Source organism: Seonamhaeicola sp. S2-3 (assembly GCF_001971785.1).
Lineage (GTDB): Bacteria > Bacteroidota > Bacteroidia > Flavobacteriales > Flavobacteriaceae > Seonamhaeicola.
Genome location: NZ_CP019389.1, coordinates 118,335 through 132,500, shown reverse-complemented (window position 1 = coordinate 132,500; position 14,166 = coordinate 118,335). Strand labels below are relative to the sequence as shown.

At 30.8% G+C, this 14,166-nt stretch carries 12 protein-coding genes and 2 rRNA genes (1 of these 14 cut by a window edge); 4 read left to right on the top strand and 10 right to left on the bottom strand.

Features of this window, described 5'->3' with window-relative positions:
- From BWZ22_RS00615 to BWZ22_RS00605, 3 genes are all read left to right on the top strand, one after another.
- A 23S ribosomal RNA gene (locus tag BWZ22_RS00615) occupies nt 1-198 on the top strand (it extends 2,620 nt beyond the left edge of the window).
- Between the two features lie 150 nt (nt 199-348).
- Nucleotides 349-456, top strand: a 5S ribosomal RNA gene (gene rrf, locus BWZ22_RS00610).
- Nucleotides 457-578: 122 nt separating this feature from the next.
- On the top strand, nt 579-3,017 hold the full coding sequence (locus BWZ22_RS00605; RefSeq protein ID WP_076697158.1) for a helix-turn-helix domain-containing protein: 2,439 nt from the start codon (nt 579-581) through the stop codon (nt 3,015-3,017).
- A gap of 126 nt (nt 3,018-3,143) precedes the next feature.
- Here the strand turns inward: BWZ22_RS00605 and BWZ22_RS00600 are convergent, their stop codons facing one another.
- On the bottom strand, nt 3,144-3,650 hold the full coding sequence (locus tag BWZ22_RS00600) for an outer membrane protein (protein ID WP_076697155.1): 507 nt from the start codon (nt 3,648-3,650) through the stop codon (nt 3,144-3,146).
- A gap of 70 nt (nt 3,651-3,720) precedes the next feature.
- Nucleotides 3,721-4,053, bottom strand: coding sequence for a hypothetical protein (locus tag BWZ22_RS00595; RefSeq protein ID WP_076697153.1), 333 nt, complete (start codon nt 4,051-4,053; stop codon nt 3,721-3,723).
- Between the two features lie 271 nt (nt 4,054-4,324).
- Here BWZ22_RS00595 and BWZ22_RS00590 point away from each other — a divergent pair, with 271 nt between their 5' ends.
- The gene (locus tag BWZ22_RS00590; protein ID WP_076697150.1) at nt 4,325-4,819 is read left to right on the top strand and encodes a DinB family protein; all 495 of its coding nucleotides are present in this window, start codon (nt 4,325-4,327) and stop codon (nt 4,817-4,819) included.
- A gap of 15 nt (nt 4,820-4,834) precedes the next feature.
- Here BWZ22_RS00590 and BWZ22_RS00585 read toward each other — a convergent pair whose 3' ends face one another.
- From BWZ22_RS00585 to trmD, 8 genes are all read right to left on the bottom strand, one after another.
- Nucleotides 4,835-5,068, bottom strand: a complete 234-nt coding sequence (locus BWZ22_RS00585) for a DUF6095 family protein (RefSeq protein ID WP_076697148.1) — start codon at nt 5,066-5,068, stop codon at nt 4,835-4,837.
- On the bottom strand, nt 5,065-5,877 hold the full coding sequence (gene murQ, locus BWZ22_RS00580; protein WP_076697145.1) for an N-acetylmuramic acid 6-phosphate etherase: 813 nt from the start codon (nt 5,875-5,877) through the stop codon (nt 5,065-5,067). The genes BWZ22_RS00585 and murQ overlap by 4 nt, the downstream gene beginning before the upstream one ends.
- A gap of 19 nt (nt 5,878-5,896) precedes the next feature.
- A complete protein-coding gene (locus BWZ22_RS00575) occupies nt 5,897-6,712 on the bottom strand; it encodes a DUF4249 domain-containing protein (RefSeq protein ID WP_076697143.1) in 816 nt (271 codons plus the stop codon).
- Nucleotides 6,712-9,087 (bottom strand): TonB-dependent receptor, encoded by a 2,376-nt coding sequence (locus BWZ22_RS00570; RefSeq protein ID WP_076697140.1) that lies wholly within the window; start codon nt 9,085-9,087, stop codon nt 6,712-6,714. The genes BWZ22_RS00575 and BWZ22_RS00570 overlap by 1 nt, the downstream gene beginning before the upstream one ends.
- A gap of 76 nt (nt 9,088-9,163) precedes the next feature.
- Entirely contained in the window at nt 9,164-11,374 is a 2,211-nt protein-coding gene (locus BWZ22_RS00565) for an NADP-dependent isocitrate dehydrogenase (protein ID WP_076697138.1), read from the bottom strand.
- Between the two features lie 861 nt (nt 11,375-12,235).
- Nucleotides 12,236-12,586 carry a 50S ribosomal protein L19 gene (gene rplS / locus BWZ22_RS00560; RefSeq protein WP_076697135.1) on the bottom strand — a complete coding sequence of 117 codons (351 nt, stop codon included), beginning with the start codon at nt 12,584-12,586 and terminating at the stop codon, nt 12,236-12,238.
- A gap of 176 nt (nt 12,587-12,762) precedes the next feature.
- Entirely contained in the window at nt 12,763-13,083 is a 321-nt protein-coding gene (locus BWZ22_RS00555; RefSeq protein ID WP_076697133.1) for a hypothetical protein, read from the bottom strand.
- A gap of 5 nt (nt 13,084-13,088) precedes the next feature.
- Nucleotides 13,089-13,766, bottom strand: a complete 678-nt coding sequence (gene trmD / locus BWZ22_RS00550; RefSeq protein WP_076697130.1) for a tRNA (guanosine(37)-N1)-methyltransferase TrmD — start codon at nt 13,764-13,766, stop codon at nt 13,089-13,091.
- Nucleotides 13,767-14,166 lie beyond the last annotated feature (400 nt).

Below are 14,166 nucleotides of genomic sequence, written 5' to 3'. Positions count from 1 at the left end.
GTATCTGTTGTTCCGCCAGGAGCATTGCAGAGTAGCTACGTTTGGAAGGGATAAGCGCTGAAAGCATATAAGCGCGAAACCCACCACAAGATGAGATTTCTTTAAAGGGTCGTGGGAGATGACCACGTTGATAGGCTATAGGTGTAAAGGCAGTAATGTCATAGCCGAGTAGTACTAATAACCCATAGGCTTATTGTACGCCTGTTTTTTTATAAGAGTAGAAATCATATTCATGTCATTTTTTTCAATATGTTAAGATATTTGCGCAAGTAGCGCGGTTGATAGTTGATAGTTATTAGTTGGAAAAAGATACAACAACCAAAAACTACAAATTAACAACCAACAGTTTAAGGTGGTTATAGCAATGGGGCTCACCTCTTACCATTCCGAACAGAGAAGTTAAGCCCATTAGCGCCGATGGTACTACGTTTGTGGGAGAGTAGGTCATCGCCTTTTTTTGAAACCCTTCATATTATTATGAAGGGTTTTTTTTTGTTTTTACCTCAAATTAGTATACTAAAAAGAGCCTATTTTATTATCTTGATGCTTCATCTGTAAATGATTTCTGAAAATGACTTATGAAGATAAATAAAGAACTTGATCTTGCTTGGAATTTTGTAAATAACACCAATAGAAATATTTTTTTAACTGGTAAAGCAGGTACTGGTAAAACCACTTTTTTGCATAAATTAAGAATGAAATCTTTAAAGCGTATGGTTGTAGTTGCTCCAACTGGTGTTGCAGCTATAAATGCTAAAGGTGTTACAATACATTCTTTTTTTCAAATGCCTTTCGGCCCAATTTTACCTGATAACGATTTAAATGCTTCTAAAACATTCAATAGAAAATTTAGCAAAACCAAAATAAACATTATTAGGTCGATGGATTTATTGGTTATTGACGAAATAAGTATGGTTAGAGCCGATTTATTAGATGGAATTGATAAGACACTTCGTCGTTTTAGAAATCGGAATAAAGTGTTTGGGGGAGTACAGGTGTTAATGATAGGAGATTTGCAACAATTATCGCCAGTTATTAAAGAACAGGAATGGGAGTTACTTAAACATACTTATAAAAATATATTCTTTTTTAGTAGTTTATCATTTCAGCAAAGTAATGCAGTTACTATTGAATTAAAACATATCTATAGACAAGAGAATCCTAAATTTATTCAAATTCTTAATGAAATTAGAAATAATAAATTAAGTGCATTAGCTGCAGAAGAATTAAATAAACGTTTTATACCAGACTTTAAACCAAAACCTGGTGAAGGTTATATTAGTTTAACTACTCATAACAACAAAGCAGAAGCATCTAATTACAAAGAATTAAATAATCTAAAAGGAAAGATATTTAATTTCCATGCTGAAATTGATGGGAAATTCCCAGAGTATGCTTACCCAACTAAAGAAAATTTAGAACTTAAAGTAGGAGCACAGGTTATGTTTGTAAAAAATGATAGTAGCCTAGAAAAACGTTATTTTAATGGGAAAATAGGAGAGGTTATTCATTTAGATAAGGATGAAGTTATTGTGCATTCTCCGGGAGATGATTTTAATATAAATGTAACTCCTGAAATTTGGGAGAATATTAATTATACTGTAGATGCAGATAGTAAAGCTATTACCGAAGAAAAATTAGGCTCTTTTACTCAAATACCACTGCGTTTAGCTTGGGCAATAACTATTCATAAAAGTCAGGGTTTAACTTTTGAAAAAGCCATTATTGATGCAGATGGCGCATTTGCTCATGGTCAAACTTATGTGGCTTTAAGTCGTTGTAAATCTTTAGATGGTTTAGTTTTAAAAAGTAAAATACATTCCAATCAAATTATAAATGACAGTAATGTGATAGCCTTTAACAGAGATGCAGAAAAAAATGCTCCAAATGATGAAGTATTAAAGGCTTCACAAAAAAAATTTCAATTAGATTTAATAGCAGAAGTGTTTGATTTTTATCTATCTCTTTACCCTGTTAACCGTATTTTAGATATTTATTATAAAAATAGAACTATTATTGAAGGTTCAATAGAAGGCGTTTTTGTTCCTATAAAAGATACGCTTACTCATTTCTTAAAAGTAGCTAATAGCTTTAATATTCAACTAAAACAACTTTCAAAAACTGAAAATTTAGCAGAAGAAAGTACCATTATTCAAGAGCGTTTTAAAAAGGCAATAGCTTATTTTAAAGAAGAAACTGAAACTAAGATTTTAGAGCCGTTAAAAACCTTCTCATTTACCACCGATAATCAAGCTGTAGGAGAGGAGATAACAAAACATTTAGATGCTCTAGAAGATTTACTAACCGTTAAAGAACTATATTTTAGGGAACTGGTAAGTGGTTTTAATACTAAAGAATTTTTAGAATTACGAGCTAAGGCTGTGTTTACAGGGAAAGATAAACCTAAAAAATCTAGAAAAACAGTTATAGATGGAACCAGTAATGTGGAGTTGTTTGAAAAGTTGCGCATATTACGTAATGATATTGCTAAACAGAAAGACTTAATTCATTATCAAATATTTTCTCAAAAATCACTTTATGAAATGTGTGAAACCTTGCCAACCAATAAAGAAGAATTGCTTAATGTTAATGGCATGGGAAAAACACGGGTAGAAAAGTATGGTTCTGCCATTTTAAAGGTAATTAGGGCCTACTGTGATGAACATGATATTGAAGTATCCAATAAAATTGAATTATTTGAACCAAGCCAACCTAAAAGAAAACGAGGCGATACCAAAAAGGAATCGTTAAAATTATTTCAATCAGGTAAGACCATTAAAGAAATAGCAGACTTACGAGAACTTAATGAAAATACTATTTTTGGACATCTAGCTAGTTTTATTTCTACCGGAGAAGTAAAAATTACCAATTTAATGCCTAAACAACATTATGAAGAACTAAAGCAGATTATTCCAACCAAAACTTTTGAAAACCTTTCAGATTTAAAACATCAATTGGATGATAAATATAGTTATGGCGAGTTGCGATTGGTTTTAAACGAATTAAACGATAATTAATAAAAGCAGAAAAATTTTTTAAGTTTGTCTGCTTTTATTTTAGATTATTTTATCAGTATTTTTTAATATTTTGATTGGGTTTTCTATGTAGGTTAATAAAATGAGGCAAAAAAGGTATATTAACTCTTAAATATTAAACTTAACACCACCAGCAATAACTAGTTGGCCTTCATCAATAATTACATATTTTAATTCTGCAAAAGGAGTAATGCTTCCGTTAAGGTTAAAGTTAGCACCACCACCAATGTTAAGGCCAAAACGCCCATCGCTAGCAGAAAAATCGCCAAAACCATAGCTACCATCGTATTTTACTTTAACACTGGAATAGTTTAGTCCGGCAATACCGTATATATCTAGATTATCTTCGGCTAAAAAATAATAATTGGCATTGGCGTTAACCTCAAACCAGTTTATTTTAATACCGCTTTCGTCTTTAGGTAGGTAGAAAATGAATGCAGGAGAAATGGTTAGTTTTTCCATAATAGGAAATTCGGCATTGGCACCTATACCTAAATTCTCAATTTCTGTACCATAGGCTAAGAAACCACCTAATTTGGTTTCGGTTTGGGCAGATGCATTTAAAGAAAACATAACGATTAATGCCGTTACTAGACTGTAATTAAATTTTTTCATTGTTTTTATTTTTAAATATTAATAGATTTTATGGATAATAAATGGGGTTGTATCTTATAACTCTCCACTTTTAAATTTCAGAACAATCTAAATTTCTATAACCTTCGGCTGCTTCTTCTAAATCACCATATTGTTCTGTATATTTTTGGCAATCTTGTAAAGCTTCAATATAGTCTAAGGCTGTGTTTTTTAAATTGTTACATGTAGTTTCTGAGGGGTTTTGTTGATAACTTGTTAATGCATTTGAAAATTTAGTAGCTGAGGAAATTACTTCATTACAAACGCCTGTGGGATTATCATCACCATCATCATTATTTGAACAACCATACGTTCCAATAACTAATGGAAAGATTAAAACGTAAATAAATTTTTTTAGGTTGAAAGGGGTTTTTGTAGTTTTCATAATTAAAGTGTTTAAATATTAATTGTTTAGAATGTTAAATAAACTTTTAGTTTCTTTTTTTAGTTGAAGTAAAACTATATTGAAATAAAACAAGCCTATAAAACATATGTTTCAAACTATACAATATATGTAACATTGTTATTTAACTTATTGTATGTGAGTTATTTGTGTTTTTATTGTTTTGTGGTAAATTAGCTGGTATTGAATAAAAAACCTTAAAGTGTATAAATAGAGAAGTATGCTTTAAATTATTTTTATATTTTAGGGGGATATGAGTATAATTAAACAATCTACTTTAAAAACCTTGCAAAAATCATATGCTTTATTGAGTGTTCTAACAGATGCGCAATTATGTAATGTGTCAGTTCCACCTTATCATTCTAGTATAGGAACTCATATTAGGCATATACTTGATTTTTATAATTGTATTTTTAACCTCAATGCTGATAATAAGATAGATTTAACGGATCGAGGTAGGAATAAAGAAATAGAAACTAATTGTAGTTGTGCACAGCGTTATTTAGAAGAAATTATAAAAAAACTAAATTCAGTAAATTTTAAAATTAAAGAAACTGTGTGTGTAATTGATGACTTAGGAATGGGGAAAATAGAAATACCTTATACTTATGGCGCTTTGTTGGCTCATGCAAATAGCCACACTATTCATCATTACGCTATTATAAATTATATTTTAAATGGTTTAAATATTGATTTTAACGACGAAGATTTTGGGTACAACCCAACTACACCCAATACTTTTGCTTAATAAAAAAAGGAATTTTTACTTCTTTTTAAACATACTACCCATTATGGTTTTTATACCTCTAAAAATTAAGAAAACGGCCATAGCACTTATAGCACATCCTAAAATTAACATGGGTAAATAAAGTGGGTCATCTGGTTTGCTATAAGCAAAACTTAAAATAATTGGCCCAATAAACAAACTACCTAATGAAAACACCATTATTTTAATACCTTTAATAAGTTCTTTTTTATCAGTTTTGTTTTCTTTCATTTTTTATAATTTTTAATGGCCAAACGTACACTACCAAATTCATCTAATAAATTTTGTGCTTCCTTTTCAGCAATATTTAATTCATTCATTATCATTTTAGTTCCTCTATCAACTAGTTTGTTATTGCTTAGTTGCATATCAACCATTTTATTTCCTTTAACACGGCCTAGTTGAATCATTGTAGCGGTAGTAATCATGTTCAGCACTAACTTTTGGGCGGTACCTGCTTTCATTCTAGAACTGCCTGTAACAAACTCTGGCCCCACAATAACTTCTATAGGATACATAGCTGTTTGAGATAGTGGACTTCTATGATTACAGGTAATACAACCGGTAATAATATTGTTTTCATTACAAGCTTTTAGGGCACTTATAACGTAAGGTGTTGTTCCAGATGCTGCAATACCAACTACAACATCTTTATTAGAAACTTGATGTTTTTTTAAATCTTCCCAACCTTGAGTGGTAGAATCTTCGGCAAACTCTACAGCTTTTCTTATAGCAGTATCACCTCCAGCAATTAAACCTATTACTAAATTGTGAGGTACACCAAAAGTTGGGGGGCACTCAGAAGCATCTACAATACCTAGTCTACCGCTTGTGCCAGCTCCAAGATAAAATAATCTGCCTCCAGCTTTTAATTTGGGGACAATTTCATGTATTAAAGCTTCAATTTGTGGCAGCGCTTTTTCAACTGCCAACGGAACTGTTTTATCTTCTTTATTAATGTTATAAAGTAACTCACCAACGCTCATTTTTTCGAGGTGATTGTAGTATGAATCTTGCTCTGTTATTTTTGTAAAACTCATGCTTTAAAAATACATTATTTTATTGGACTGTATAAGTAAAAACATCTGTTTCAGTAACTCTAAAATATCCTAATGGATAGTTGTCTGGGTTGGTTTGATTAACACAATTACCACGAATAGTTGCTGGTTGGGTTTCAAAAGGGTCTCCAGATTCATCATCTCTTTGTTGTAGTAAAATATTAAAAAACTCGTAATGTTGTTCTGATATTCCAGAGATTTTAATAGTTAGCTGATCTGAAGATTTTAAATCTTCATGAGAGTAGTATCCAAAAATTTGATTTCCATTATTAAATTCATCATCATAAACTTCTAAAGTAGTTATGTACTGATTATTAACAAATTGAAATAAATAATAGTTTTCTTCATCTTCAGGATCTGTATAATAGGCTTTTATTTCAATTTCATCACCCGAAAAACCCCCATTGTTGTTCTGTTCAACAAAATCAATACTTGTTACAGGAATTAAAGTTTCAGTGGCTGTGTAAACTTCGTTTTCATAGATAATAGTTAGGTTGTATACACCATTTATTTCTGGAATAAATGTATTGTTTAAATAAACACCAGAATTATCTTGTTCTATAAAGGTGAAGATATTGTTATTTGAATCTTCAACAGTTACTGTAGCTCCGTTTGCAGGAGGTATTGTGTCATCAAAAAATGGGGCTGTAAGTGTTAGTTTTATTACTTGTAGATTGCCTTGTGTACCTTTAACCCAACTTAATGAAGCATCTATAACCAATCTAGGATCAGCAGTTTCTAAATCAACATCAATTACATCTTCGCATGATGTTGATAGAAATCCAAATATGATTATTAATATAAATTTTTTTATCATTAGAGTTTAAAATTATAAGATATTGATGGTACAATTCCAAAAATAGCTAATCTTGTAGCTTCGTTTAAACCAGTATCATTATTTTGGCCAAAAGTGATTGACGCGGCATTTTTTCTGTTGTAAACATTATAGATACTAAATACCCAGTGGCTAGACCATTTTCTTTCTTTTTTCTGTTTTGGGATGTATTTTAGTGAAACATCTAATCTGTTATAAGCAGGTAGTCTGTTTTCGTTTCTTGCTCCATAATTAGGAATATGAAGACCATTGTATTCATATTGTCCATTAGGATATGTTACGGGTTGCCCAGTTTGAAACAAAAAATTAGCATTCACGCTAAGTCTGTTATTCCAATTATAGCTTGTGGTTATTGATATATCATGTGTTTTGTCATAAGGTGTTTTGTACCAATTACCATTATTAATACCTGTTTCGTTTGCTGTTCGTCCTTTTGTTTGTTGTTCTGATTTTGAAAGCGTATAGGCTAACCATCCTTTTAATCTGCCTTCGTTTTTTCTTAAGAGTAGCTCTAAACCATAAGCACGTGCTTTTCCATTTAAAATTACTTGTTCAATAGCATTATTGGCAATTAAATCGGCTCCATCAATATAATCTATTCTATTTTTAATGGTTTTATAAAAGCTTTCAACCTCTAATGAGTATTTATTGTCTTTAAAATTTTTAAAATAACCTATTGCAACTTGATGTAAGGATTGTGGTTTTACATATTTTCCGCTAGGAGTCCAAATATCTAGTGGGGTAGGTGCATTGGTGTTTGATAGCAGATGTAAATACTGATTCATTTTATTATAGCTTGTTTTTATAGAGCTATTAGAGTCTAATTGATATGCTAAAGAAAATCTAGGTTCTAGATTTATAAAGCTAGCAATAACATCGCTTCGTTTATAAGTTTTTGTATCAATAGGATCTGCTTTTTCATAAATTTGAAAGTCATCATTAAAAACAACAGCTTGGTTGTTTTCATAAATATTTAGTTCATTTTGCCCTAGTCTTAAAAAAGAACTTAACCTTACGCCATACGATATTGATAAGTTATTTGAAAGGTTATGTTCTGCATCAACATATAAAGCGTTTTCAAAAGCGTATTTATCTATTAGTTTAAATTTATTTATGCCCGATGTTTCTGTTGTGGGGTTAATTTCTCCTGGATTAAATTTGTAATACACACTATTTAAGCCATATTGTAATTTTAGGTTGTTTGTTAAGTAATGTTTAAAATCGTATTTTAAGTTAAAATTTTGTATTCCTGATTTCCAATCAAATTCAACAAAACTTAGTTTTAAATCATAATAGTAATCGGAATATATAAAAGATAAATTAGAAAAAAGTTTGTCTGAAAACAGATGATTCCATCTAAAATTTAAAACGGAGTTTCCGTAGGTGTTTTCAAAAGTATCTTCAATTCTAAAAACGTCTCTCCCAAAATAACCCGACAGATAAATGTTGTTTTTAGAATTTATTTTATAACTCAGTTTGGTGTTTAAATCATAGAAATAAGCAATATTATTAATATCAAAAAGCGGTAAAAATAAGTGTGCATAACTGGATCTTCCTCCCAAAAGAAAAGAGCCTTTATCTTTTTTTAAAGGGCCTTCTGTTAGCAGTCTACTAGAAACAAGCCCAATACCTCCATTCATATGAAACTGTTTGCTGTTTCCTTCTTTTTGATAAATGTCTAAAACAGAAGATACACGTCCTCCGTATCTTGCAGGAATCCCCCCTTTATATAAGCGAAGGTCCTTTATAGCATCTGGATTGAAAACCGAAAATAGCCCAAATAAATGCGAAGAATTATAAATGGTTGCTTCGTCTAACAGAATTAAATTTTGGTCTGCAGCACCACCTCTAACGTTAAATCCTGATGTGCCTTCGCCGGTACTGGTAACACCAGGTAAAAGTGTTATGGCTTTTATAATATCAGATTCACCAAGTACCACGGGAATTTCTTTTATGGTTGAAGCAGTAAGCTTATTAACACTCATTTGAGGTTTTTTTATGCTTAATTTCTCTATGTTCTCTGTTATAACAACTTCGTCTAAATTTTCAAGAGAATTAACCAAACTAAAATTTTTAGTAATGTTGCTTGTAAGTTCTACAGTTTCAGTTATGGTAGAATACCCTAAATAACTTATAACAACAGAATAGGTGCCTTTTGGTAAGGTGATGGAGTAAAATCCATACTCGTTGGTAGTAGTACCTGTTTGTAGACTAGGAAATATAATGTTTACCCCAATAAGTGTTTCGTTACTTTTTTCTTCGGTGATAACACCGCTAAGGGTGAATTTTTCTTGAGCAATACCTTTACTGAAAACTAAAAAATAAAATAAAAGAAAACAGAACCGAAGGTTTGGCATGTAGATTAACAATTTTTTATAAAAATAAAAAAAGCTCCTTTAATAGGAGCTTTTATTAAGTTATTATTTTATAGAATTAATTTAATATACTGTTGAAGGTTTTGCTAGGTCTCATAACTTTATTAGCTAAATCTTCATTAGGGAAATAATAACCTCCAATATCAGCAGGTTTTCCTTGAATACTGTTTAATTCATTTACAATGGTTTCTTCATTTTTAGCAAGAGCATCAGCTATAGGTTTAAATTCTTCTTTAAGCTCTAAATCTTTGTCTTGATTTGCTAACTCTTGTGCCCAATATAAAGCAAGATAAAAATGACTTCCTCTATTATCTAATTCACCAGCTTTTCTTGAAGGGCCTTTTTTATTTTCTAATAATTTTTCGGTAGCATCATCAAGAGCATCACCTAAAATTTTTGCTTTTGGATTGTTGTTTACTTGCGAAAAATAATCTAAAGAAACAGCCAAGGCTAAAAATTCTCCTAACGAATCCCAACGTAAGTGGTTTTCTTCTAATAATTGCTGAACGTGTTTAGGAGCAGAACCACCAGCGCCAGTTTCAAATAAACCACCACCATTCATTAATGGTACAATAGATAGCATTTTAGCGCTAGTTCCAACTTCTAAAATTGGAAATAAATCTGTTAAATAATCACGTAAAACATTACCTGTTACAGAAATAGTGTCTAGCCCATCTTTTAATCTTTCACAAGTTAAGCGTGTAGCCTCAATAGGAGATAAAATTCTTATGTCTAAACCTTCGGTATCGTGGTCTTTTAGGTAGGTATTTACTTTTTTTATTAGTTCTCTATCATGAGCTCTATTTTCATCTAACCAGAAAATAGTTGGTATTTTTGAAGCTCTAGCACGTGTAACAGCAAGTTTAACCCAGTCTTGAATAGGAGCATCTTTTGCTTGACACATTCTCCAAATATCACCAGTTTCAACGGTATGGCTCATTAATGTATTTCCGTTATCATCAATAACATCTACTGTTCCATTTGATGGAATTTCGAAAGTTTTGTCGTGAGAGCCATATTCTTCAGCTTTTTGAGCCATTAAACCAACATTTGGTACAGTACCCATTGTGGTAGGATCAAAAGCACCATGCTCTTTACAAAAATCTATAGTTGTAGCATAAACACCAGCATAACTACTATCTGGAATAACCGCTTTAGTGTCTTGTAATTCACCTTTAGCGTTCCACATTTTGCCAGAATTACGTATCATAGCAGGCATAGATGCATCAATAATTACATCACTTGGTACGTGTAAATTGGTAATGCCTTTATCTGAATTTACCATGGCAATATCTGGTCCATTTTTATAGGTAGCTTCAATATCGGCTTCAATTTCAGCTTTTTTATCTGCTGGTAACTCATTAATACGCTCAAGTAAATTACCTAAGCCCGAATTTACATTTACGCCTATTTTCTCTAGAGTTTCACCGTGTTTTTTAAATACATCTTTAAAGTAAGCTTTTACAGCGTGTCCAAAAATAATAGGATCACTTACTTTCATCATGGTACCTTTCATATGTAATGAAAATAAGATACCTTTTTCATTAGCATCGGCTACTTGTTTTTCTAAAAAAGCAACTAATGCTTTTTTGTTCATTACTGTGGCATCAATAATTTCATCTTTTAAAATGTGGAAACTATCCTTTAAAATGGTAGTGTTACCAGATGTATCGGTATGAACTATTTTAATATTTGTAGCTTCAGGAAGTGTAACTGATTTTTCATTGTGAGCAAAATCATTGTCTTGCATGGTAGCTACATGCGTTTTAGAATCTGCAGTCCATGCTCCCATAGAATGCGGGTTCTTTTTAGCATAATTTTTAACGGCTTTTGGTGCGCGTCTGTCTGAGTTACCTTCTCTTAATATAGGGTTTACAGCACTTCCTTTAATTTTATCGTAGCGAGCTTTTATATCTTTTTCAGTATCATTTTTTGGCTCGTTAGGGTAATCTGGAATAGCAAAACCGTTAGCTTGAAGCTCTTTTATAGCATCTTTTAACTGTGGGATAGAGGCACTAATGTTAGGGAGTTTAACAATATTAGCCTCTGGCTTTTTAGCTAATTCTCCTAGTAAAGCCAAATCATCTGAAACTTTTTGGTTATCATTTAAAAAATCTGGAAATACAGCTAAAATTCTGGCAGCTAAAGAGATGTCTTTGGTTTCAATGTTAATTCCAGAAGACTTTACAAAAGCCTGAACTATTGGTAGAAAAGATCGAGTTGCTAAAGCCGGAGCTTCATCAGTTTTGGTGTAAATTATTTTAGACATTAGTGTCAAGTTTTTATTGAATTATTTAAAACTAAAAACTAGATAAAATATGAAGATTTGTTTTTAGCGATGCGAATATACAAAAATAGCCATTCATTATTACCAAAATGTTAAATGAAAACTAATAAAACAGTTAAATTTATTAGAATTATAAAAAAGTGGTTTACCAATAAGAATTTTGCAATAAAAGGAATAAATGAGCTAAAAAAACAAAAGCCATATCACTGCAGAATTTAATCTCCCTTGATATGGCTTTCTATGAAACAACATTACTGCTATCTATTTTAGTAGTGATACTAAACCAACTTGAATTTTCATCAAGTATTTCAATTTCAGTATTGTTATTTCAAGTGAAACAGTAATAATTTTCAAAATGTATTGACCTATTACTAACTGTTTCGATTAATTGTTTTTCTTGATACCATTAATCTCACTTTTCGTTTGCACGTCTAGCTTGTTAATAGTATTGCTTTGTTTACAACTTTTGCTTTCACTCCAGTTGCTTTAAGCTTTCTGCTACATTAGTTATCACCTACTTGCGTATGTGGTACTTTTTTGTAACATCATGGTTTTTCAGTTCACATGCCTACACATGATTCTTTAAAACCTCAAAAAACAATTATTATAAAGAACGTTACCTTATTAAGAAATAACACTAGTTCAATTTTTAAAATGAAACAACTCGGTTAGAGATTTTGTTGCTATTTCTTTTGCTAATATATAACCACTCTTTAAAAAAACAAATTTTTTAAGATGTTAGATATCAACTATTTATGAACCGTAGTTATTAACAAAAGTTAATAACAAAAAAAGCTTTGATGAAAATCAAAGCTTTTGTAATTGTTTAATAGTAATGTTTTACTAGCGTCTTTGCTCTTTAATTCTAGCTTTTTTACCAGTAAGACCTCTAAAGTAATAAATACGTGCTCTACGTACCTTACCACGTTTATTAACTTCTATTTTTTGTAATGCAGGTAAATTAACAGGGAAGATACGTTCTACACCAATTGAACCTGACATTTTTCTAATTGTAAAGGTTTCAGAACTACCAGATCCTCTTCGTTGTATTACAACTCCTCTAAAAAACTGCGTTCTTGTTTTATTACCTTCTTTAATTTCGTAATAAACAGTAATAGTATCACCAGCGCTAAATTCTGGTAAGTCTTTTTTTGTTACAAATTCGTCTTGTACAAATTTTACTAAAGATTCCATCTTTATATATTTTTATAAATGGTTGATTCAGAACAACATTCACGATTTTCGCCAGAGGTTAACCTGAAATTGGCTGCAAAGATAATTAAAAAGTTAAAATGGAAAAGCTAAAAGCTAAAAGTTTTTTATGAGGCTTTTTTTGTACGGTATAAATTTGTTCTCTTCAACTGGTTGGTTTACTGTTTTTTAAAGTTATTAATAGCTAAAAGTAGTAAACCAACGCCAAATATTAAAAACGAGAAACCTTGAAAAAATGACATGGTTATTTGCGTTTTAATCATGAGTTTAGAACTAATTCTAGCAGCCCAAATATTTAGTGCAAAACTACCAAAATAGCTAATTAAGCTAAGTACACTTCCTGTAAGTAAGATTGCTGTGGCAATTGTTCTTTTTTTGTAAATTAAAATTATTGATGCTATAAAAATAATTACATGAACAATTCCGCTAATAATTCCTGTCATTAAAAATTGATACTGAATGCTGTCTAAATTTTCCATATTAATTAATCTTTAAGTAAGTCTGGTCTGCGTTGTTTAGTGCGTTCATAGGCTTTGTCTTCACGCCATTTTTCAATTTCAGGAAAGTTGCCGCTAAACAATATTTCAGGTACTTGCCAACCTTTATATTCTCTTGGGCGTGTATAAATTGGTGGTGCTAACAAATTATCTTGAAAAGAATCTGTTAAAGCAGAAGTTTCATTGCCTAAAACGCCTGGTATTAGCCTAATAACAGCATCACAAAGTACAGCAGCTCCTAATTCGCCACCAGACAGCACATAATCTCCTATTGATATTTCTTTAGTTATAAAATGATCGCGAACCCGTTGGTCTACACCTTTATAATGACCACATAAAATAATAATGTTTTCTTTTAATGATAATTGGTTGGCAATACCTTGGTTTAGGGTGTCACCATCGGGCGTCATGTATATTATTTCGTCGTAATCTCTTTCAGCTTTTAAAGCAGAAATACATTTGTCTATTGGCTCAATCATCATAACCATACCTGCGCCACCACCAAATTGATAATCATCAATGGTTTTGTAATTATCTGTAGTGTAATCTCTTAAGTTATGAAAATGAACTTCAACTAAATTAGCTTCAATAGCACGTTTTAAAATAGAGGCTTCAAACGGACTTTTAAGTAATTCTGGTAAAACGGTAATGATGTCTATACGCATTGTAGTTTTTTATATTGGGCAAAGATAATTTAATTGTGATTATGATTAGAATGAAGTTTTTAATGAGCCTCGTGTAACAGTTAATTATGAGATAAATTTATTTGAATTTTAGGCTTAGTGATGTAAATTGTGAATTTTGATGGTGTATTTAAGTTACTGGTTTTTCTTTTTTAATTCTAATTTATCATTACTAAGGTTAAAAAGGAGTTTATTAAATAGGTGAATTTATTTTTTATAAAATTTGATGACTTTTGGGGTTTTCGTTCAAACATATTTTCTCATAGTAAATAAAGTTAGTTGAAAATTAAAGTAAAGTAACGTAAATAATACTTAAATAAAATAATGAAACCTTAAAAACAATATCAACTAAAAAAATCAGTTAAAAGTATAATATTAATGC